The following is a 21710-nucleotide window of genomic DNA, read 5'->3' as shown; positions in this document are numbered from 1 at the left end:
TCCATCCGACACAATCCCCGCATGGACATTTCCCGGCACATACAAGTGGTCAGCGACGAGGGGCGGTTGCTCGCCCGGGCCGCCGAGGAGGCCGGGCCCGACGCCAAGGTGCCCACCTGCCCGGACTGGGAGGTGCGGGACCTGCTGCGGCACACGGGCATGGTGCACCGCTGGGCGACGGCCTTCCTCGCCGAGCGGCGCACCGAGTTCCGGCTCGGCGGGCAGCTGCCCGACCTCGACGGCACGGCGCTCCTCGACTGGTTCCGCGAGGGGCACGCCGCGCTCGTCGACACGCTCACCTCGACTCCCGCCGACGTCGAGTGCTGGGCCTTCCTGCCGGCCCCCTCGCCGCTGGCCTTCTGGGCCCGGCGGCAGGCGAACGAGACGACCGTCCACCGGGTCGACGCCGAGTCCGCGCGCGGCGGCACCCCCTCGCCGGTGGACGCCGATTTCGCCGTGGACGGGATCGAGGAGCTGCTGCTCGGCCTCCACGCGCGCGAGAAGAGCCAGGTGCGCACCGCCGAACCCCGGGTGCTGCGGGTGCGCGCCACGGACGCGCCCGCCGAGTGGACCTGGACCATGCGCCTGTCCGACGGACCTCCGGTCACCGAGCGCGGCGCCACGGCCCCTGCCGACTGCGAGATATCGGGGCAGGCCGCGCGGCTCTATCTGGCGCTGTGGAACCGGCTGCCGTTCCCGGAGGTGACGGGCGACCGCTCGCTCGCGGCCCTGTGGCGCGAGAAGTCGGCCATCGTCATGCGCTGAACGCCGAGGCCCGTCGACACGTGCTGAACGCCGACACTGGCCGGGCCCGCACGCGCGCCCGGCTCAGCCGGTGAGCATCCGGGCGAGGACCGCCCGCTGCACGGGCCGTACCTCGCGATGGAGCGCGCGGCCCTTGTCCGTGAGGGAGACCCGCACCCCGCGCCGGTCCTCGCTGCACATGCCGCGCTCCACGAGGCCGTCCTTCTCCAGGCGCCCGATGAGGCGGGAGAGGGCGCTCTGGCTCAGGTGGACCTGCGCCGAGATCTCCTGCACACGGAACGTGCAGCCGCCGTCGTCCGAGGACCCTTCGGCCAGCACGTCGAGCACCTCGAAGTCGCTCGCGCCCAGGCCGTGGGGGTGCAGCTCCCGGTCGAGTTCGCACAGTGTGCGCGCGTGTACCGCGAGGATGCCCCGCCATTGCTCCACGAGCCCCTGCTCGGCTGTGTTGGCCGCCATGTGTCGCACGGTAGCAGAGGATGTCCAGATTGTTGCATCGTCATCTATTGCACGTGCATGCGATACGCGCGCCAGCCAGGTGCGCGCACGGGAAGGCGGACTTCCGCCGAGCGGGACGCGATCACGATCGAGATCGGATACGCGCTCATCAGCGCGGCCGTCGTGGCCCTCGCCGTGATCGGCGTGGTGGCCGCCGGTCCGCTGCTGGCGTTCGACCCGCCCCGCGCCGTGGCGAGCGTACTGAAGGTGGCGGGCCCCGTGCTCGGCGCGGTGGCGTTCGCCGTGCGCGTCGCCACCGTCCTGTGGCGGTTCCGCGGCCGCGGGGCCGCCCGGCCTCGTTCATAGGCGGCTCACGCCCGCGCGGTCAGCCGGCGCAGATGGCGGACCAGGCTGTGCTGGACGGCCGCGGTGTGCTCGAAGAAGTAGAAGTGGCTGCCGGGGAACTCGGCCGCGCCGAGGAAGTCGGTGCAGTGGTCCTCCCAGGCGGCCATGCCGGCGGGGGCGGCGATGGGGTCGGACGTGCCGCAGTAGGCGGCGACCGGGCAGGGCGCCGGTTCACCGTCCTCGCGCAGGCTGCCTGCGGCCAGGAAGTCGGCGCGCAGCGCGGGCATGATCGAGGCCAGGGTGGCCGGGTCGAGCGTCGCGCCCTCCTGCATCAGGCCCAGCTGGGCCACCCGGGCGAGGAGTTCGTCGTCCGACATGGAGGCCACCCGGGCCAGCTCGGCGGCGGGTTCGAGACCCGGGGCCCAGGCGGAGACCGCGAGGAGCGCGGGGGCGGGCAGGCCGTTCCACTCGGCGGCCACGGAGAGCCGGTAGGCGAGCAGGCCGCCGAAGCTGTGGCCGAGCAGGACGTAGGGCCTGCCGTCCAGCTCGGCCTCGAACGCCTCCAGGAGCGCGTCGACCAGGGGCTCCACCTCGGTGTAGGGCTCCTCCGCCAACCTCTCCTGGCGGCCGGGCAGTTGCAGGGTGCGCACCTCCATGGTGGAGGGCAGGGTGGCCGCCCAGGCCTGGTACGCCGGTGCCGTGCCGCCGGCGTGCGGGAGCAGGAACACCTGGTGGTCGGCGTTCGGGTCGGCCCCGGACGTGGTGAACCAGCGGGTGCGTCGCGGGCTGCCGGTGGTGGTCATGCGCTCTCCTGATCCGTCTGGCGGGCCTTGGACATGAGGACGTCCGCGATCTCCCGCAGGTGGGTCTCCGGCCGCAGCGATCCGATGCGGAGCACGATGTGGCGGGCGCCCGCCCGCACATAGTCGGCGAGGCGTTGCGCGCAGTGCTCGCTCGGGCCCCAGGCGTAGGCCTGGACGGCCGACATCTGCTCCAGGGTGCGGCCGTAGCAGTGCTCCAGATAGTCGTCGAGTTCGACCCGGGCACCCCGCTCGTCCGCGCCGACGGTGACCGTCAGGTACAGGGCCGGGGTCACCGCGCCCTCCCGGCGGCCCGCGCGCCGGCAGAGGTCCTCCAGGCGGCGCCTGGCACAGGCGTAGGCCTCGGCGGAGGTCAGGAACGGCAGCCAGCCGTCGTAGCGGCGGGCCGCCCGTTCCAGTACCGGGGCGGTGTCGTCGGCGGCGAGCCACAGCGGCGGCCCGTCGGGGGCGGCGGGGCACACCAGCCGGTCCAGGCCGTGTGCCTGCCAGCGCCGTCCGGCGAAGCTGTTCGGCGCGCCGGGCCGGGTGCTGCTCCAGGCGGTGCGCCACAGTTCGGTGATCTCGTCCAGCCGGTCGGCGCCGTCGGTGACCGGGACGCCCAGCGCGGCAAGTTCCTCCTCGGTCTCCGGTGCCGGGAAGCCCGATCCCACCCCGAGGACGAGCCGGCCGGAGCTGACGTGGTCCAGGCTGCTGGCCATGCTCGCGGCCACGAGCGGATGCCGCAGGGCCGGCGTCAGGGCGGCGGTGCCGAGGAGCACCCGGCGGGTCACCGCGCCCACGGCGGACAGGACGACGAGGGGGTCCAGCCGGGGGCGGGCGGTGAGCGAGTCACCCGTCCACAGGGAGTCGAAGCCCAGTTCCTCGGCCCGCCGCGCGAAGTCCAGCAGGGGCGAGACGCCGTACTCGCCGAGGACGGCCTGTTCCCTGGTCGGCAACAGGACCCCCACGCGCAGCGGCTGACGGGCAGCCCCCATCGCACACCTCTTTCTCGGGTCATGGTCAGTGGTCCCTGGGATCCAAGCAGTCGCACCTGACAGAGTCCTGATCGCGCGCCCCGGTCCCGCCCCTTTCCGGTGCCGCGATCGAAAAATTGTTAATACGGAAACCGAATCAGCCATGAGCGGGACCGAACAACCCCCGCAGAGGCACGGAAAACGCGCACATTCACTGTCCGAGATGTCCGGGTCCGCCCCGACATCACCATCGGGATTCAGCTTTGTTGCAGGGAGCACGCACTGGCGCGGAAACGACGGCTTCCCCTCATGGGCTCTTGCGGTCATGAAGAGACCCGGAGCAAATAGAGGGAACTGGTTCAGCACTGGAGGAAAAAGTGATCACATATTCGCGGTTCGACGACGCGCGCGCTTGCGGAACCGAGCCCGTCTTCGCCTTTCTGGGGCCGTTGGAAGTGCGCGCGGGCGGCCGTATCCACACCGTCGGGGGAAACCGGCAGCGCACCTTGCTCGCGGCGTTGCTGGTGAGTGCGGGGCGGCCGCTGTCCGCCGAGCAGTTGTACACCGAATTGTGGGGGGAGAACCCTCCGCCCACCTTCGAGAACTCGCTCCAGGCCCACATCTACCGGTTACGCCGCACCCTCCAGCAGGCGGCGGGCACGGACGGGCGGGCGCCCGAGCTGCTCACGCGCTCGTCCGGATACGTCCTGGAGACGGGCGGCGAGGAGAGCGACGCGGCCGCCTTCCGCCGGCTGACCGGCCAGGCCCGCGCCCGCGTCCGGCACAGTCCCGCCGAGGCGCACCGGCTGTTCGGCGAGGCGCTGGCGCTCTGGCGCGGCGCGCCCTTCCAGGACGTCGCCCAGGGGCCGATGTCGCAGAGCGTGGCGCTGGCGCTGGAGGAGGAGCAGCTGTGCGCCGTCGAGGACAGGCTCTGGCTGGAGATACAGCTGGCGGACCCCGTGCACAGCATCGGCGAGCTGAAACGCATGCGCACCATCCACCCCTGGCGGGAGCGCCTGACCGAGCTGCTCATGCTGGCCCTGTACCGGACCGGGCGACAGGCCGAGGCGGTGGAGACGTACAACAGCACGCGGCACAGGCTGGCGAACGAGCTGGGCGTGGAGCCCTCGCTCAAGCTGCGCGAGCGGCTACGGGAGATCCTCAACCAGGCCCCTTCCCTGGACGCCGCCACCGTGCCCGCGTAGGCGGCTCACACGCGCACGGTGCGGCAGGGCCGCGGACGAGACCGCGGCGGTACGCCCCCCGAATTCTTCCGGAGGGTGTACCGCCGCGGTCTCTTTGTGTCGCGTCAGTCACGCGTCAGCGCCGGGCGGCAGAATATGCATCGACCGCTTCTCGATTTCCCTCCCTTTGCCTGCCGCTTTTCATGCCGCCTTCCCTACCCCTATTCGCACCCCTTTTCGCGTCGAGTAAAGGGGTTGCTTTCGCATGCCCAATTCTCCCGGCATTCCTCGGTCGTGCCGTTGCCGTGCCGCGGCCATTTCATGGCTTCGACGCGTTATCAGCCGTCCTTCAGGCGTCGATCAGCTCCGCTGGCCAAGGTGAGCGACGACGACGGTAAAGACACTGCGAAAGGGATGACTATGGTCGAGGACTTTGAGGTCGTCATCATCGGCGCCGGGATGTCGGGTCTCGGCATGGCCGCCCGGCTGAAGGAGGCCGGGCGGCACGCGTTCACGATCCTGGAGAAGGCCGACTCCCTCGGAGGGACCTGGCGCGAGAACACGTATCCGGGCGCCGCCTGCGACGTGCAGTCCCACCTGTACTGGTACTCGTTCGGGGAGCAGCCCGACTGGACGCGGACCTACGCCGGGCAGCCGGAGATCCTGCGCAACCTCGAACGGTTCGCCGCGAGCCACCGGCTGGCGGAGCACATCCGCTTCGGCGTGGAGGTCACGCACGCCACCTGGTCGGACGACGACGGCAGCTGGCTGCTGCGCACCTCGCGCGGCGAGCGGCTGCGGGCCCGCGTGCTCATCACCGCGTGGGGGCAGCTGGACCGGCCGGCCTGGGCGCGCGTCGAGGGCGTGGACAGCTTCGCCGGCACCCAGGTGCACACGGCGCGCTGGCCCGAGGACCTGGACGTCACGGGCAAGCGGGTCGCCTGCGTCGGCAGCGCGGCCAGCGCCGTCCAGCTGGTGCCCGCCATCGCGGACGCCACCGAACGGCTGACGGTGTTCCAGCGCTCCCCCAACTATCTGCTGCCGCGCCAGGACCGGGCGCTCCCGGACGAGGAGCGGGCCGCGCTGCTCGCCGAACCGGAGCGCTACACCGCTCTGCGCGAGGGCCTCTACCGCGAGCGCGACGGCTGGGCCGCCGGTCTGCGCGACGACGGCAACCCGGTGCGGGACGAGTTCCGGCGGGTCGCCGGAGAGCATCTGGCCGCCCAGGTCGCCGACGGGCAGCTGCGCGAACGGCTCACCCCCGACTACGCGTTCGGCTGCAAGCGCGTCCTGATCAGCGACGACTACTACCCGGCGCTCTCCCGCGACAACGTCGAGCTGGTGACGGAGCCCATCGCCCGCATCGAACCGGAGGGCGTGCGCACCACGGACGGGCGGCGGTACGACGTCGACGTGATCGTGCACGCCACCGGCTTCCAGCCGCTCGACCGCACGGGCGGGGTGGAGATCGTCGGACGGAATCTGCTGACGCTGCGCGAGGCGTGGAAGGAGGGTCCGGAGGCCTACCTGGGAGTGGCCGTGCACGGCTTCCCGAACATGTTCATGCTGTACGGCCCGAACACCAACCTCGGCCACCACTCGATCCTGTTCATGGTGGAGTGCCAGATCGCCTACGTGCTCCAGGCGCTCGGCTCCCTCGACTCCGGGCGGGACCGCACCCTGGACGTCCTGCCCGAGGTGCAGCGGCGCTACAACGAGGAGCTGCGGCGGGACCTCGCGGGCACGGCCTTCGCCGCCGGCTGCGGGAGCTGGTACACGACCGGCGACGGCCGTGTGGTCAACAACTGGTCCTCCAGCATCGAGGCCTACCGGGAGCGCACGGCCGTCTTCACCGAGCGGGACTACGCCGGCTAGCTCTTCGACCGGCCCGCACACAGCACGGCGGTGGCCCGCCCCCTCGGTCAGGGGGCGGGCCACCGCCGTGTCGTGCGCCGCGGCTCAGCCCTTGGCGGCGGCGAGTTCGTCGCGCACCGCGCGTCGCAGGACCTTCCCGCTGGGGTTGCGGGGCAGTGCCTCGGCGAAGTCGTAGGACGTGGGCATCTTGAAGTCCGCGAGGCGTCCGCGCAGGAACAGCAGCAGGTCCCGGGCCCCCGCCTCCTGGCCCCGCTCCAGGACGACCCGGGCGTGCACGGACTCGCCCCACCGCTCGTGCGGCAGGCCCACCACGGCGGCCCCGGCCACGGCGGGGTGCCGGGCGAGGGCGTCCTCGATCTCCGCCGGGTAGACGTTCTCGCCCGCCACGATGATCATGTCGTTGACCCGGTCGCGTACGTAGAGGAAGCCGTCCTCGTCGAGACAGCCGGCGTCCCCCATGTGCACCCACCCGTCGACCACGGTGCGCTCCGTCGCCTCGGGCAGCCGCCAGTAGCCGAGCATCCGGGCCGGGGTGCGCACGCAGATCTCCCCGATCTCCCCTACGGGCAGCTCCTTGCCCTCGGGGTCCTCGATGCGGACCTCGATCCCCGGGTAGGGGCGGCCCGCCGCGCGCAGGCGCGGGCTGCCGGGGACGTGGTCGGCGGGCGGCAGGCAGACGGCGAAGTTACCGGTCTCGCTGCTGCCGTAGATCTGGAGGAAGTCGCAGTCCAGCACCTCGATCGCCCGGCTCAGCAGCTCCTCGCCGATGGGGGAGCCCCCGTAGACGACCTTGCGCAGCGTGGCGAGGGCGCCCCGGCCCGCGGCCGGTTCGGCGAGCATCAGCTCCAGCATGGCGGGCGCCACGATGGCGGTGGTGACCCCTTCCTCGGCGACCACCCGTACCGCGTCGGAGCTGATGAAGGCGGGCAGGGAAACCACGGTGGCCCCGGCGTTGAACGCCTGCATCCCGTAGGAGAGGCCGCCGATGTGGAAGCCGGGCAGGCCGATCAGGCTGCGGTCGCCGGGCTTCCAGTCGAGCCAGTCGAGGCCGTGGTCGTCCATCGCCGCGGCGACGTTGAAGAAGCTGCGGTGGGGCAGGACGACGCCCTTGGGCAGGCCACTGGTGCCGCTGGTGTAGATCTGCACGACGGGGCTGTTCTCGTCGCCGTCCGCCGGCTCGCCCCCGGCCTCCGGGCCCGAACCGGTGGCCACCGAGCGCTTGCGGGCGGCCAGGGACTGCGCCTCTGGTGCGCCGGCGTCCAGGCACAGCACCGTACGCAGCGAGGGCAGGCCCTCGCGGACCTCGGCGGCCACCGGCAGGTGCTCCGCGTCGACCAGGAGCATCTCAGTGGTGGAGTCGCGCAGGATGTGGTCGACCTCCTGCGCGGTCAGCCGCCAGTTGACGGGGACGAGGACCGCGCCCGTGCGGGCGCAGGCGAAGGCCAGCTCCCAGTACTCGACGGCCTCCTTGCCGAGGTAGCCCACGCGGGAGCCGGGGCCGACGCCGGACGCGCGCAGCACCCGGGCCGTGAGCGCGCTCTCCCGGTCCAGTTCCCGGTAGGTGAGCGTCCGGCCCGCGCAGACGACGGCCGGCTGGTCCGGCCGGAGTCCGGCCTGCCGGGCGATCACTTCCTGAAGCGTCCGCGAGCGGGGTGAGGTGGTCATCGGTGGGCTCCTGTTCCTGCCGCGTGCGCCGGTGCCTCGGCACCGGACAGCAGCTCTTCGATGTAGGCGCTGAGCAGGTCCACGCTGGGCCGGTCGAAGGTGACGGACGCCGGCAGCGTGATGCGGAAGGCGGCCTCCAGGGCGTTGCGGATCTCGACCGCGTTGAGCGAGTCCATGCCGAGGGCGGCCAGTTCGGCGTCGGGTTCCACGTCGTCGGCCGACTCGAAGCGCAGGACGTCCGCGAGCCGGTGGCGCACGATCGCGTTGACACCGGCCGAGCGGGCGGCCCCGGGGTCCGAGGCCAGCGCGCCGACGTCGGTCCCCGCGCCGGCCGCGGCGCACCCGGGCACGAGGTCCTCGAAGAGCGCGCTCGGCGCCCTGCGGGCCACGAAGCGCTTCCAGTCGCAGTGGCCCATCAGGATCTGGGGGCGCCCGGCGTCCAGCAGCGCGGGCAGGGCGTCGGTCGCCTCGTCCTGGTCGAGGAGCGTGATGCCCTGGCCCTCCCAGCTGCGGACCAGCGAGGAGCTGAGCTGCCGCCCGGGTCCCCGGGGCGCCCACGGCCCCCAGTTGACGGCGGTGGCGGGCAGCCCCGCGCCGGCGCGCTGGGCCATCAGGTGGTCGAGGAAGGCGTTGCCCGCGCCCGCGCCGGTCTGGGTGGCGGCGCCGAGCAGCGCCCCGGCCGTGGAGCAGCCGAGGAAGAAGTCCAGCTCGGGCAGGTCGGCACTCGCCTCGTGCAGCAGCCAGGCGCCGTAGACCTTCGTACGGAAGACGGCGTCCAGACTCTCCCAGCTCTGCTGGGCGAGCGGCAGGTCCTGGGCGGCCTCCTGGGCGGCGTGGACGACGCCGCCCACCGGGGGCGCCTCCTCGGCGAGTTCGGCCAGGACGCGTGAGACGTCCGGCGCGGAACCGAGGTCGCAGGCGTGGACGCTCGCCGTGACGTCGTCACCGAGGACGGGGGCGGGGCCGCCGGTGCGGCTCAGCAGCGCCACGTGGCGGGCGCCCAGGGCGGCGAGGCGGCGCGCGAGGGCCCGGCCGACCATGCCGGTGCCGCCGGCCACCACGTAGGTGCGGTCGGCGCGGACGGCGAGCGGCCGGGAGTCCGCGGGCACGGCGTCGGCCGTGCGCAGCCGGCGCACCAGGCGCCCGCCGTCGCGGTGGGCGATCTCCAGCTCGCTCTCCCCGGCCGCCAGCCACTCCCCCACGAGAGCGGGGGCGCCGTCGGCGCCGGGCGGCAGGTCGACGAGGGTCACCCGGTAGCCGGGGAACTCCATGCCGAGGGCCCGGCCGAAGCCCCACAGGGTGGCTGCCGCCGCCGGTTCGGTGGACTTGTCGCCGGGCAGGTGCTGCGCGCCCTCGCCCACCAGCCACAGCCGTTGCCCGCGGCCGAAGCCCTTGCGGCCCAGGGTGTCGAGGACGGCGAGGAGGTCGCGGTAGTTGGCCTCGCACTCGGCGCGCAGACGCTCTGCTCCGGTCATCCCATCCGCCGTGGGGTCGTCCGGGGCGGTGCGCCACAGCCAGCACACGTCGGTGGGCGGCTCGCCGTCCAGTGCCTCGGCCAGGGCCGTGGGGCCGGTGGCCACGGCGAGGGCGACACCCTCCGCGGCGGCCGCCTCGGCGAGCCCGCGCGGCAGCCGGGCCGGGTCGCCCGCGACCAGCACGCGCCGCCCCTCCCGCCGGGTGTCGGGCAGCGGCTGGGGAACCCAGTGCTGCTCGTAGAACAGGCCGCCGCTCGCGGCCTGTTCGCCGCCGGGGGTCTTCTCCGCCTGCCAGGCCGCCTCGGCCGCTTTGCGCCGCGGGGTGGGCAGCCAGTACCGCTTGCCGTCGAAGGGGTACGAGGGCAGCGGGATCCGGCGCCGCGAAGCGCCGTCGTGGTAGCCGGCCCAGGAGACCTGCACGCCCGCCTCGTACGCCTTGGCGAGGGACCGGCGGATCATGTCGCCGTCGTGGTCGTCGCGGAAGGTGCTGCTCAGCCAGACGTGGTCCGCCTCGCCGGCCGAGGTCCTGGCCAGCGCGGTGAGTGCGGCGGAGGGGCCCAGTTCGACGAAGACGTGCCGCCCGCGCTGGTCCACCGCCCGTACGCCGGCCTCGAACTGCACCGGTTCGAGCAGGTGCCTGATCCAGTACTCGGGGTCGGCCATCTGGCGCCCGCGCGCCACGCGGCCGGTCACGTTGGAGACGACGGCCATGGTCGGCGTGCGGAACTCGACGGTGTCCAGCACCGCGCGGAACTCCTCGACGATGTCGGCCATCAGCGGCGAGTGGTAGGGCACGGCGCCGCGCAGCGGGGTGACCTTCACCCCGCGTTCGGTGAGCCGCCGGCCCACCTCGGCCAGCGCGTCGTCGCCGCCGGTGAGCAGGCACTGCCCGGGGCCGTTGACCGCGCCGATCGTCAGGTCCGGCCAGTCCTCGAGGAGCGGGGCGACCTCGGCGGCCGGCGCGCCGACCGCGGCCATGCCGCCCTTGTCCCGCACCGCCTCGCTCAGCCGTCCGCGCGCGGCCACCAGCCGGGCCCCGTCCTCCAGCGAGAAGACCCCGGCCACCGCGGCGGCGGCGAACTCGCCCAGGCTGTGCCCCATCAGCACGGAGGGGCGCACGCCCCAGGACAGCCAGAGCCTGGCCATCGCGTATTCGAGGCTGAAGAGCGCCGGCTGGAGGTAGCGGGGCTCGTGGACGCGCTCGGGCGCCTCGCCCCCGCCGCGCACCAGCTCACCGAGGGGGACGCCGATCAGCGGGGTCAGGATGCGGTCGCACGCGTCGAGCGCGGCCCGGAAGGCCGGGTACTGCGCATAGAGCGCGGCGCCCATCCCGGGGTACTGCGTGCCCGTCCCGGAGAAGAGGAACGCCACCTTCGGGACGCCCGCCGAGCCCCCGCCGCGCGTGGTGCCCGCCGCCAGGGAGGCGATCCGCTTGTCCAGCGCCCGGACCGTGTCGTCGCGGTCGCCCACCACCTCGGCGATCCGGTGACGGAAGTGCGCGCGCCCGGTGTTGGAGGTGCGGCACAGGTCGGCGAGCGGGGTGTCGGGGTGCCGGGTCAGGTGGTCGAGGTAGCGCTCGGCGAGCCGGCGCAGCGAGGTGCGGTTCTTGGCGGACAGGGTGAGGACGGCGCTGGGTCGTACGTCGGCCGTCTCCTGCCGCGTGGGCGCGGCGGTCTCGGCCGGCGCCTCCTCCAGGACGACGGAGGCGATCGTGCCGGTCACACCGAAGCCGTTCACCATGGCGCGCCCGGTGCCCGTGCCGGGCCAGGGACGGCACTCGGTGGGGACGGTGACGGGGGCTTCGTCCCAGGCGATGCGCCGGGAGGGGGTGACGAGGTTCAGGTGCGGGAAGACCGTCTTCTCCCGCAGCTGGAGCACCGCCTTGATGATCGAGCCGACGCCGGCCGCGCCCTCCATGTGGCCGATGTTGGTCTTCAGGGAGCCCACCACCATGGGCGCGGCCTTGGTGTGCGACTCGGCGAACACGTCGCTGATGGCGTCCATCTCGGTGGGGTCGCCGAGCGCGGTGCCGGTGCCGTGGGCCTCGACGTACTGGATGTCGCCCGGCGTCAGGCGGCAGCGGGCGAGGGCGGAGCGCATGACCTGTTCCTGCGCGGCGCCGTTGGGCGCCACCAGGCCCGCGCTCTCGCCGTCCTGGCCGACCGCGGAGCCCCGGATCACGGCGTGGACGGTGTCGCCGTCCCGGCGCGCGTCGGACAGCCGCTTGAGGACCAGCACCCCGCACCCCTCGGCGCGGGCGTAGCCGTCGGCGCGCTCGTCGAAGGTCTTGCACTGGCCGTCGGAGGCGAGCACCCCGCCCAGGGACAGGATGGTGTGGTTGTGCGCGTTGTGGATGACGTTGACGCCGCCGCTCAGCGCGATGCCGCACTCGCCGCCGCGCAGCGCCTGCACGGCCAGGTGCGTGGCCGTCAGCGACGAGGAGCAGGTGGTGTCGACGGTCATGCACGGGCCGCGCAGCCCGAGGAAGAACGACAGCCGGCCCGAGACCGCGCTGTGCGTCAGTCCGGGCGCGAGGTAGCCGTCGAGGTCGGCGGGGGCGAGGTCGGTGGACTCGAAGATGTAGTCGAGCGTGGTGACGCCCATGAAGACGCCGGTGTCGCCGTGCCGCAGCGAGGTGGGGTCGACGCCCGCGTGCTCCAGCGCCTCCCAGGCCGTCTGGAGGGCCAGCCGCTGCTGCGGGTCGATGTACGGGGCCTCTTTGGGGGACACCGAGAAGAAGGCGGCGTCGAAGCGGTCGACGTCGTGGATGAAGCCGCCGCGCGGCCAGTCGCCGTCTTCGGCTCCGCCCGCCGCGTCGTCCCCCGCCTCGCCGGACGCACCGGCGCCGTCCTCGTGGGCCGCGCCGCCGTCCGGGGCCATCTGGCGGCGCTCGCCGGCCGGCAGCGGCCCGACGCCCGAGCGGCCCTCGCGCAGGAAGCGCGCGAAGGTGTCGACGTCGTTGTTCCCACCCGGAACGCGCAGCCCCATTCCCACGATGGCGATGGGTTCGTATTTCTCGCGTTCAAGGGCGGCGAGCGCTTCCTCCTTGCTTCGTAATTCGGCGAGTACGGCGGCCAGCTCGGCCGCGTTCGGTTGCGATGCCTCCGACATTTATTCCCTCCGGTCAGGAAATTGATCACGCACAGAGATGGTCTATCAAGTGACCGGCGGTCGGGTGACCGAAAAGAGCGGCCGTCGAAATCTCGCAGTCCAGCTTCCGCTCCAGGGAAAGCTTCACCTCGCTGAGCCGCAGCGAGGTGAGCCCCAGGTCCAGGAAGCCCATGTCCAGCGGGAACTCCTCATGCGGGGTCATGAAGAGGGCGCTTCTGAACTCCCCCACGACCAGCTCCTCGACGAGCTCCCGGCGCTCGTGCTCCGGCAGGAGCCTCAGCTTCTCCATGGCGGGAAAATCTTGCGACACCCACGCCACCGCCTCTCTACGAATCGACTGCTGACCAAAATCGAAACAGCCGTTCCTGATAGTGACCTGATAGCCGACTGATGGCCCGCGGCAATGGCCGACGTACGTCCGGAGGATGGTTTATTCATGGCACATCAGTGTTATGTTCCATGACATGGATGAAAATGAATTCGACTTGGTCGGTGAATTAGACAGGACACTGAAGGCGCTGGGTCTGTCCCGTGCCGAGGCCGTGAGCGAACTGGTGGTGGAGGGGCGGGACCCGCTGGTGCCCTCCACGCTGCGCCTGGGCTCGGCGATGGGGATAGCCCTGCTGTCCGCCGCCGTCGGCGCCGCGCAGATCTGGCGTACCGCGACGGGCCGCCCGCAGCGGCTGGGTCTCGACCTCGGCCAGGCGCTCCACCAGCTCACGCCCTACCTCGGCGGCGGCAACACCCTGAACGGCTACGGCTCCAACATGGGCAGCGTCTTCGGCCTCGGCGGCACCCCCGCCCCCGCCCTGTGGGACCTGTACCGCACCGCGGACGACCGCTGGGCCATCCCGATCGCCTGCTATCCCCACACCCGGGACGCCTTCCTGGACCTGCTCGGCACCGCGCACACCCGCGAGCACATCGGTCGGGCCATCGCGGGCCGGATCTCCTGGGACCTGGAGGAGGAGGCGGCCGCCAAGGGGATACCGCTGGCCATCGTGCGCAGCAGGGAGGAGTTCCTCGACCACCCCCAGGGCCGGGCCGTGCTCGCCGAGCCCCTCGTGTCCGTGGAGCGGGTGGGCGACGCCCCGCCGCGCCCGCTGCCGGCCGGCGCCCAGCCGCTGTCCGGGCTGCGCTCCCTGCAGTTCACGCACGTCTTCGCGGGCACCGCGGCCGGCCGGGTCCTCGCCGAGCAGGGCGCCGACGTCCTGCACGTCTGCGAGCCGAACGCCTTCGACCACGACCTGTGCTGGAACGAGACGGGCGTCGGCCTGCGCTCGGCCCGCCTCGCCCTGGCCGCCGGCGGCGAGGGGCGGCGTGCCTTCGAGGACCTGCTGCGCACCGCGGACGTGTTCGTGCACAACCACCGGCCGGGCAAGATGGCCCGGCTCGGACTCGGCCCCGAGGAGTGCGCCGAGATCTCACCCGGTCTCATCCACGTCTCGGTGCGCTGTTACGGACACAGTGGCCCCTGGCAGGAGCGCGGCGGCTTCGACCAGCACGCCCAGGCCCTGACCGGCGTCAACTGGAGCGAGCGGCAGGACGGGCGCCCCCAACTGCCGCCCGGCCGCATGCTCAACGACTACCTGGCCGCCTATCTCGCCGCCGCCGGCGTCATGAGCGCGGTCCTGCGCCGCGCCCGCGAGGGCGGCAGCTACCAGGTCAAGGTCTCGCTGGCCGGTGTCTCCAACTGGGCCTGGGAGCTGGGCACGTTCACGCGCGAGCAGTCCGAGCGGCTCGCGGGGCCGGCCCAGGTGCCCTCGCCCAGGCGCATCGCCCGGGCCACCCCGCTCGGCGACCTCTCCCTCGTGGCGCCGCCGGTCAGCCTCAGCGAGACACCGCCCGCCTGGCGCGGCCCGCTGCTCGTCCCCCGCGGCTCGTCACAGCCCCGCTGGTACGACGACGTGGCGTCCTGACACCCCGCGCCCCCTGTCGCGCCCCTGTCGCGCCGTCGGCGCACCCCTGCCGTGCCCCTGCCGTATCCCGAGGAGCCCTCTCATGTCCCGTATCCCCTGCCTCGACACCGAGGCCCTGCCCGAGTCGCTGCGTTCGCTGGCCCAGGGGCGCGTCATCAACGTCTACCGGACGCTCGGCCACGCCCCCCGGTCGGTCACGCAGATCGCCCGGCTGGGCGCCGCGCTCTTCGCCGACGCCAGTCTCGACGCGGTCGACCGCGAACTGCTCATCCTCACCTACGGCACCGTCTACGAGGCGGAGTACGAGTGGGCGCAGCACGTGCCCATATCACGGGCCGTCGGGGTCACGGACGCCCAGCGCGCCGCCGTGCGCGCCGAGCGGTACGACGCCGACGTCTTCACCCCGGCCCAGCGGGCGCTCCTCGGCTTCGCCGCCGCCGCGGCCGCCGCGCCCTTCGTGGACGAGGCCCTCCACACGGCCGTGGCGGCCCACTACACCGAGGAGCAGATCGTCGAGACCCTCGTCCTGGCGGGCTTCTACTTCCTGCTGGGCCGCGTCTGCACCGTCCTGGACGTCGAGGTGGACGCGGCCCAGGGCGACGAACTGGTGCGCATGGCGCAGACCATGCACGACGACCACTGACCCGCGGCAGCGCCGCCCGGGGAGCTAGAACGTGTTTCGAAAGTCCCGTCTACCTGCCCTGCGGGCGGACGACGCCACTTTCGAAACACGCCTAGCGGTCGAGCGTGCTCAGGGCCCGCCGCGCCAGCGGATGCGTCCGCACCAGTTCGGCCAGCGTCGTCGAGCCGCGGGTGATCTTCGCGAACGCGTTCCAGGCGGGGCGCAGGCCGGTGATCGCCGCGTGGAACATGCCGGGCCGGCGTTCGAAGAGCTGGAGCAGGCGGCGCCCCACGCTCATCTCCACCCCGAGCCCGGCCTTGACGGCGAACGCGTAGTTCAAGGCCTGGCGGCGGGCGTCCACCGCGTCGTGCGCCTCCGCGATCCGCACCGCCCACTCCCCCGCGAGCCGCCCGGAGCGCAGCGCGAAGGAGATGCCCTCACGGGTCCACGGCTCCAGGAGGCCCGCCGCGTCCCCGCACACGAGGACCCGGCCGCGGGAGAGCGGCGAGTCGTCGCTGCGGCAGCGGGTCAGGTGCCCGGAGGAGATGCTGGGCTCGAAGCCGGCGAGGCCGAGCCGGGCGATGAAGTCCTCCAGGTAGCGCTTGGTGGCGGCGCCCTCGCCGCGCGCGGAGATCACGCCGACGGTCAGGGTGTCGCCCTTGGGGAAGACCCAGCCGTAACTGCCCGGCAGGGGACCCCAGTCGATGAGGACCCGGCCCGCCCAGTCCTCGGCGACGGTCGCGGGCACCGGGATCTCGGCCTCCAGGCCGAGGTCGACCTGGTCCAGCTTGACGCCCACGTGCGCGCCTATCCGGCTGGCGCTGCCGTCGGCGCCGACCACGGCGCGGGCCAGGACGGTCTCGCCGCCCTGGAGCACGACGGCGACGGTCCGCCGGTCGGGCACCTCGGGCCCGTGCTGCTCCACGCGGGCGACGGTGACGCCGGTGCGCAGCTCGGCGCCCGCCTTCTGGGCGTGCTCGACGAGCCGCTGGTCGAACTCGGGCCGGTTGACGAGCCCGAAGAGCGTCTGCCGGGAGCGGCGGGTACGCGTGAACTTCCCGTCCAGGGAGAACGTCACCGCGTGCACCCGGTCGCGCAACGGCAGTTCGAAGCCGGGCGGCAAGGAATCGCGCGACGGACCGATGATGCCGCCGCCGCACGTCTTGTACCGCGGGAGTTCGGCCTTCTCCAGGAGCAGCACGCTGCGTCCCGCGACGGCTGCCGCGTAGGCCGCCGAGGCCCCCGCCGGGCCGGCCCCGACCACGACGACGTCCCACACGTACCGGGCGTCGTCCGCTGAGTTCTCGCTGCTCACGTTGGTCTACCGCTCCTGATCCCGCTGTTGGCCGCGCTTTCCCCAGGCATCCTACGGCCGAGCCCTTCGCGCCCCTCCTGTGGGAGGATCACCTCCACCCACACGCACACCATCGCACCACGAGGAGCGTGCCCATGTCGCCGCATCCGATCGCCGAGACCGTCGCCTCACTCATGCCGAGGGCGAAGGCGGAGCTCACCGAACTGGTGGCCTTCAAGTCGGTGGCGGACTTCGAGCAGTTCCCGAGGAGCGAGAGCGAGGCCGCCGCGAACTGGGTGGCGGACGCGCTGCGCGCCGAGGGCTTCCAGGACGTCGCGCTGCTCGACACCCCGGACGGCACCCAGTCGGTGTACGGCTTCCTGCCGGGCCCCGAGGGCGCGCCGACGGTCCTTCTGTACGCGCACTACGACGTGCAGCCGCCGCTGGACGAGGCCGCGTGGACCAGCCCGCCGTTCGAGCTGACCGAGCGGGACGGCCGCTGGTACGGCAGGGGCAGCGCCGACTGCAAGGGCGGCGTCATCATGCACCTGCTCGCCCTGCGCGCCCTGAAGGCGAACGGCGGCGTGCCGGTGAGCGTCAAGGTGATCGCGGAGGGCTCGGAGGAGCAGGGCACGGGCGGCCTCGAGCGGTACGCGGAGAGCCACCCCGAGCTGCTCACGGCCGACACGATCGTCGTCGGTGACGCGGGCAACTTCCGGGTGGGCCTGCCGACGGTGACGGTGTCGCTGCGCGGCATGACCCTCGTACGCGTCAGTGTCGACACCCTGGCGGGGAACCTGCACTCGGGGCAGTTCGGCGGCGCGGCGCCCGACGCGCTCGCGGCGCTGGTGCGGGTCCTCGACTCGCTGCGCGCCGAGGACGGCTCGACGACGATCGACGGTCTGACGAGCGACGCGGTCTGGGAGGGCCTGCAGTACGAGGAGGAGGCCTTCCGCGGCGACGCCCACGTCCTGGACGGTGTCCGGCTGATCGGTGAGGGCACGGTCTCCGACCGGATCTGGGCGCGCCCGGCCGTCACCGTGCTCGGCATCGACTGCCCGCCGGTGATCGGCGCGACGCCGTCCGTGCAGGCGGGCGCGCGGGCGCTGATCAGCCTGCGCGTGCCGCCGGGCGTGGACGCCGCCGAGGCGACGAAGCTGCTCCAGGCCCATCTGGAGGCGCACACACCGTGGGGCGCCCGGGTGCACACCGAGCAGATCGGCCAGGGCCAGCCCTTCCGGGCGGACACCACGAGCCCGGCGTACGCGGCGATGGCCGAGGCGATGAGCGAGGCCTTCCCGGGCCAGGAGATGCAGTACGCGGGCCACGGCGGTTCGATCCCGCTGTGCAACACCCTCGCGTCGCTCTACCCGAGCGCGGAGATCCTGCTGATCGGGCTGAACGAGCCCGAGGCGCGCATCCACGCGGTCGACGAGAGCGTGTCGCCCGAGGAGCTGGAGCGCCTCTCGGTCGCCGAGGCGCTGTTCCTGCGGAAGTACGCCGCGAGCTGACGGCCGTCCCCGGGGCGGTCTCCTATCCCCTGGGCGGGCTTCCGTCCAGGGGGACACCCGCCTCCAGGTAGAGCGGAGCGCCGCGCTCGCGTGCCCGCAGGGCCCAGCGCAGCCGTTCGTGGCGCACGGCGGGCAGCAGGCCGGCGGCCTCCTCCTCGGTGACGAAGCGCCAGCCGCGCAGCTCGGGGCCGGGCAGCAGCACGCGGTGGGCGTCGGCGCTGTCGAGCCGGCCGCCGTCGAAGAGGAACCGCATCCCTCCGTAGCCGGGCGGTTTCGGCGGCTCCCAGTCGGCGACGAGCAGGCGCAGCGGGTCGCGGAGGTGGATGCCGGTCTCCTCGGCGACCTCGCGCACGCCGGCGCGCGCGGGCGCCTCGCCCGGCTCGACGACGCCGCCGGGGAACTCCCAGCCCGCCTTGTACGTCGGGTCGACGAGCAGGACCCGGTCCTGTTCGTCGAAGAGCAGCACCCCGGCGGCGACGGTCTCCGCGGTGGGCTCGGGTGTCTGCACGATGTCGCAGGCGGGCGCGGAGCCGGTGCGCACGGCGTCCGCGAGGCGTGCGGCGGTCTCGCGGGGGCTGAGGGCGCTGGTGTCGACGCGGTGCGCGTCGGCGCCGAGCCAGCCGGCGAGCGCGGCGCGGTAGGGCTCGATGTGGTCGCCCGGCCATGGGCGCGGGTCGCCGCGGCCGGGCAGGTGGGGCGGTGCCTCGCGGCCGGATATGCGCTCGCGCAGGATCGTTTCGTCCGGGGCGAGCAGGATGTGCCGCACGGGAATCCTGCGGGAGGCGAGAGCGCCGAAGATCTCGTCGCGGTACTCCTGGCGCAGCAGTGTCATCGGCACCACGAGGACGCCGCCCACCTCGGCGAGGAGCGCGGCCGCCGTGTCGACCACGAGGCGGCGCCAGATCGGCAGGTCCTGGTAGTCGCTCACCTCGGCGAGACGCTTGGGCGGCAGCAGGCCGGGCAGTGTGCCGCCGATGACTTCCGGGTCGAAGAGTGTGCTGTTCGGGATCAGCTCGATCAGTTCCCGTGCGGTGCTGGACTTGTCCGCACCGAACGCGCCGTTGATCCAGACGATCACGGTTCCCCCTCTTCCGTTGGCCCCTGTGGCTTGCCCGCGACACCCTGTCACGGAAACCAAGGGTTGATAGATGAGGAGTGCGCACGGCCCAACCATCTGTCAAGCGACTCGCCTCAGTTTCACCTGATCGCGTGATGTCGGCTTTTCGTGAATCGTTCCCGCACTCCAGGGTGCGCCGCTGACCGCTAGCGTGAGCACGAGGCGCCCCAGTCCCCGGTGCACCCGAGAGAACTGGCATTCCGCCGCGCCGCCCCCACGAAGGTCGGCGTCGGCGCTGGGGGGATCAATGCGGCAGGACGAACTGAGTGAATACGCGTGCGAGGAACACACCCCACCGCGCGTGTACGAGATCGACCGCGCGATCGTGGTCGAGTTGCACGGCGAGATCGACCTCGCCGGCTGTCGGCGGATAGCTCCGCTGATCGACGCGGTGGCCTCGGGACCGGAACCGATCGTGCTCGTCGATCTGAGCGAGGTCCACTTCTTCGACTGCTCCGGCCTCACCCTGCTGGTGCGGGTTCACCGGCGGGTGAGCGAGAGAGGCGCCCGATTCGGCGTCGTGTGCGCCCATCCGCTGACCTTGCGCATCCTGCGCCTCACCCACCTCATCGGGCTCCTGCGCCCCGCGCCGACGGTCGGCGCGGCGCTGGCCGCCCTCGGCGAGGTGACGCAGCGCGACGCTTGAGCGAGCGCGGCGCGCCCCTTCGTCTTACGTTGGCCGGGTAAGCCCCCGGCGACGGATCAGGACACAAGGAGCAGCCATGGGTGACAAGGGCGGCATGGACAAGCTGAAGGGCAAGGCCAAGGAGATGACCGGCAAGGCCACCGGCGACGACCGGCGCGCGGCCGAGGGCCGGACGGACCAGGCCAAGGGCGAGGCCAAGAAGGCCATGGGCTCCGCCCGCGACAAGGCCAAGGGCATGAAGGACTCGCTGAAGCGCGACGACTCCTAGCCCCAGTTCCGCGGTACGCCCCCGTAGGAGTGAGGGCGTACTCGCAGCCGCATCGAACCGCGGTTCCAGTGCGGTGACGCAGGTGTTCCGCCCCTGCCCGAGGTCCGGGTGGGGGCGCTGCGCTGCCCGGCCCCGCTTGGCCTGTTCGTGTGCTTGTTCCGCACAGGGGCTCTTGCGGTGGGAGAAGGCCCCCGAAGAGTAGGAGTGCGGCTCTGGCGGCCGCGCGCCCAGCAGCACGCCGTCCCCGGCGTCTTCCGCACGTACGGAGGAACGTAACGATGCGTCAGCTCCCGTCCCCCGCCGCCCGCCACCGAAGAGTGGTCGGCCCGCTCGTCGCCGCCCTGTTGTGTGCCGGGAGCCTCGCCGCCCCGGCCTTCGCGCACGATACGGCCGGCGCGTCCGCCGCCGAGCCCTCCGCGCGGCTCCCCGACGGCCTCGCGGCCACACCTCCCATGGGCTTCAACAACTGGAACTCCACCCACTGCCGGGCCGAGTTCGACGAGGCGATGGTCAAGGGCATCGCGGACATCTTCGTCGAGAAGGGTCTGAGGGACGCCGGCTACCAGTACGTCAACATCGACGACTGCTGGGCGCTGCCGCAGCGCGACGCCGACGGCGAACTGGTGCCGGACCCCAAGCGCTTCCCCCACGGGATCAAGGCCGTCGCCGACTACGTCCACGCCAGGGGCCTCAAGTTCGGCATCTACACCAGCGCGGGCACCAAGACCTGCAACGAGGCCGGTTTCCCCGGCGCCCTCGGACACGAGCGCGGCGACGCGCGGCAGTTCGCCGAGTGGGGTGTCGACTACCTCAAGTACGACAACTGCAACAACCAGGGCGTGGACGCCAAAAAGCGGTACACCGCGATGCGGGACGCCCTGAGGGCGACCGGCAGGCCCATCGTCTACAGCATCTGCGAATGGGGCGAGAACAAGCCGTGGGAGTGGGCCGCGAACGTCGGCCACCTGTGGCGCACCACCGGTGACATCAGCGACAACTGGGCCTCCATGGTCTCGATCATGAAGCAGAACCTGCCGCTCGACGCGTACGCGGGCCCGGGCCACTGGAACGACCCGGACATGCTGGAGGTCGGCAACGGAGGCATGACGGACACCGAGTACCGCACGCACTTCTCGATGTGGTCGATCATGGCCGCGCCGCTGCTCATCGGCTCCGACCTGCGCAAGGCCTCCCCGAAGACCTTCGAGATCCTCGGCAACAAGGAAGTCGTCGCCGTCGACCAGGACCCGCTGGGCAGACAGGGGAGGGTCCTCTCCGCCGAGAACGGCCGCTGGGTCGTCGTCAAGGAGCTGAGGGGCGGCAGCCGCGCCGTCGCCCTCTTCAACGAGAGCGGCACCGCGCGGACCATCTCCACCACGGCGAAGGCGGTCGGCCTCCCCGACGCCCCCGCGTACACGCTGCGCGACCTGTGGCGGCACAAGAGCTCCCGCACGGCGGGCCGGATCTCGGCGACGGTCCCCGCGCACGGCACCGTGCTGCTGCGCGCGACGGCCCACGGCAAGCGGGCCGAACACCCGCCGGCCGTCGAACTGGGCTAGGGCATGTTTCGAAAGTCCCGTCTGCCTGGCGACGCTACTTTCGAAACACGCCCTAGTACTGCAACGGTGTTTGTGCTGATTGCTGGGCAGTTTCAGGGACTGTGTCCGCGCCGTTTGTAGTGACTGATGCGGGCTTGTTTCTGGC

Annotated in this window: 17 protein-coding genes and 1 pseudogene; 10 read left to right on the top strand and 8 right to left on the bottom strand. The window is 72.6% G+C overall.

The window, feature by feature from the left end:
- Positions 1–21 precede the first annotated feature (21 nt).
- Positions 22–765, top strand: coding sequence for a maleylpyruvate isomerase family mycothiol-dependent enzyme (locus tag ABZ385_RS25935; protein WP_358913441.1), 744 nt, complete (start codon positions 22–24; stop codon positions 763–765).
- A 63-nt stretch (positions 766–828) separates the two neighbouring features.
- Here ABZ385_RS25935 and ABZ385_RS25930 read toward each other — a convergent pair whose 3' ends face one another.
- Positions 829–1221, bottom strand: coding sequence for a MarR family transcriptional regulator (locus tag ABZ385_RS25930; protein WP_358579266.1), 393 nt, complete (start codon positions 1219–1221; stop codon positions 829–831).
- A 57-nt stretch (positions 1222–1278) separates the two neighbouring features.
- Here ABZ385_RS25930 and ABZ385_RS25925 point away from each other — a divergent pair, with 57 nt between their 5' ends.
- The gene (locus ABZ385_RS25925) at positions 1279–1566 is read left to right on the top strand and encodes a DUF6332 family protein (protein ID WP_358579268.1); all 288 of its coding nucleotides are present in this window, start codon (positions 1279–1281) and stop codon (positions 1564–1566) included.
- Positions 1567–1571: 5 nt separating this feature from the next.
- On the opposite strand, the gene ABZ385_RS25920 is transcribed toward ABZ385_RS25925, so the two are convergent.
- Positions 1572–2348 carry an alpha/beta fold hydrolase gene (locus tag ABZ385_RS25920; RefSeq protein ID WP_358699390.1) on the bottom strand — a complete coding sequence of 259 codons (777 nt, stop codon included), beginning with the start codon at positions 2346–2348 and terminating at the stop codon, positions 1572–1574.
- Positions 2345–3340, bottom strand: a complete 996-nt coding sequence (locus tag ABZ385_RS25915) for an LLM class flavin-dependent oxidoreductase (protein ID WP_358699392.1) — start codon at positions 3338–3340, stop codon at positions 2345–2347. The genes ABZ385_RS25920 and ABZ385_RS25915 overlap by 4 nt, the downstream gene beginning before the upstream one ends.
- Positions 3341–3696: 356 nt before the next feature.
- Between ABZ385_RS25915 and ABZ385_RS25910 the strand changes: the two genes are divergently transcribed.
- Positions 3697–4524, top strand: a complete 828-nt coding sequence (locus ABZ385_RS25910) for an AfsR/SARP family transcriptional regulator (protein WP_358913439.1) — start codon at positions 3697–3699, stop codon at positions 4522–4524.
- A 399-nt stretch (positions 4525–4923) separates the two neighbouring features.
- On the top strand, positions 4924–6378 hold the full coding sequence (locus ABZ385_RS25905) for an NAD(P)/FAD-dependent oxidoreductase (protein ID WP_358913437.1): 1455 nt from the start codon (positions 4924–4926) through the stop codon (positions 6376–6378).
- 84 nt (positions 6379–6462) lie between these two features.
- Here the strand turns inward: ABZ385_RS25905 and ABZ385_RS25900 are convergent, their stop codons facing one another.
- The 3 genes from ABZ385_RS25900 to ABZ385_RS25890 are packed head-to-tail and all read right to left on the bottom strand — an operon-like array spanning position 6463 to position 12918.
- Positions 6463–8043 carry a long-chain-fatty-acid--CoA ligase gene (locus ABZ385_RS25900; protein WP_358579282.1) on the bottom strand — a complete coding sequence of 527 codons (1581 nt, stop codon included), beginning with the start codon at positions 8041–8043 and terminating at the stop codon, positions 6463–6465.
- Positions 8040–12629, bottom strand: coding sequence for a beta-ketoacyl synthase N-terminal-like domain-containing protein (locus ABZ385_RS25895; RefSeq protein WP_358913436.1), 4590 nt, complete (start codon positions 12627–12629; stop codon positions 8040–8042). The genes ABZ385_RS25900 and ABZ385_RS25895 overlap by 4 nt, the downstream gene beginning before the upstream one ends.
- Before the next feature lie 25 nt (positions 12630–12654).
- Complete coding sequence (locus ABZ385_RS25890; protein ID WP_358579287.1) at positions 12655–12918, bottom strand: acyl carrier protein; 264 nt, start codon at positions 12916–12918, stop codon at positions 12655–12657.
- Positions 12919–13093: 175 nt separating this feature from the next.
- Between ABZ385_RS25890 and ABZ385_RS25885 the strand changes: the two genes are divergently transcribed.
- Positions 13094–14548: a CoA transferase gene (locus ABZ385_RS25885; protein WP_358579289.1), complete on the top strand. Its 1455-nt coding sequence runs from the start codon at positions 13094–13096 to the stop codon at positions 14546–14548.
- A gap of 82 nt (positions 14549–14630) precedes the next feature.
- Complete coding sequence (locus tag ABZ385_RS25880) at positions 14631–15191, top strand: carboxymuconolactone decarboxylase family protein (RefSeq protein ID WP_358698924.1); 561 nt, start codon at positions 14631–14633, stop codon at positions 15189–15191.
- 91 nt (positions 15192–15282) lie between these two features.
- On the opposite strand, the gene ABZ385_RS25875 is transcribed toward ABZ385_RS25880, so the two are convergent.
- Entirely contained in the window at positions 15283–16485 is a 1203-nt protein-coding gene (locus tag ABZ385_RS25875) for a geranylgeranyl reductase family protein (protein WP_358579293.1), read from the bottom strand.
- A 134-nt stretch (positions 16486–16619) separates the two neighbouring features.
- On the opposite strand from ABZ385_RS25875, the gene ABZ385_RS25870 reads away from it, so the two are divergent.
- Positions 16620–17975 (top strand): dipeptidase, encoded by a 1356-nt coding sequence (locus tag ABZ385_RS25870; RefSeq protein ID WP_358579295.1) that lies wholly within the window; start codon positions 16620–16622, stop codon positions 17973–17975.
- A gap of 22 nt (positions 17976–17997) precedes the next feature.
- On the opposite strand, the gene ABZ385_RS25865 is transcribed toward ABZ385_RS25870, so the two are convergent.
- The gene (locus ABZ385_RS25865; protein ID WP_358913434.1) at positions 17998–19053 is read right to left on the bottom strand and encodes an NUDIX domain-containing protein; all 1056 of its coding nucleotides are present in this window, start codon (positions 19051–19053) and stop codon (positions 17998–18000) included.
- A gap of 286 nt (positions 19054–19339) precedes the next feature.
- Between ABZ385_RS25865 and ABZ385_RS25860 the strand changes: the two genes are divergently transcribed.
- The 3 genes and pseudogenes from ABZ385_RS25860 to ABZ385_RS25850 all read left to right on the top strand — a co-directional run.
- Entirely contained in the window at positions 19340–19738 is a 399-nt protein-coding gene (locus ABZ385_RS25860; RefSeq protein ID WP_358913432.1) for an STAS domain-containing protein, read from the top strand.
- Between the two features lie 76 nt (positions 19739–19814).
- Positions 19815–20006, top strand: coding sequence for a CsbD family protein (locus ABZ385_RS25855; RefSeq protein ID WP_358579302.1), 192 nt, complete (start codon positions 19815–19817; stop codon positions 20004–20006).
- A gap of 278 nt (positions 20007–20284) precedes the next feature.
- Positions 20285–21562: pseudogene (locus tag ABZ385_RS25850) on the top strand (glycoside hydrolase family 27 protein); the annotation flags it as partial.
- Positions 21563–21710: the final 148 nt, after the last annotated feature.

It is taken from the genome of Streptomyces sp. NPDC005898, assembly GCF_040629635.1.
Taxonomy (GTDB): Bacteria; Actinomycetota; Actinomycetes; order Streptomycetales; family Streptomycetaceae; genus Streptomyces.
This window is presented reverse-complemented; position numbering and strand designations above follow the sequence as displayed.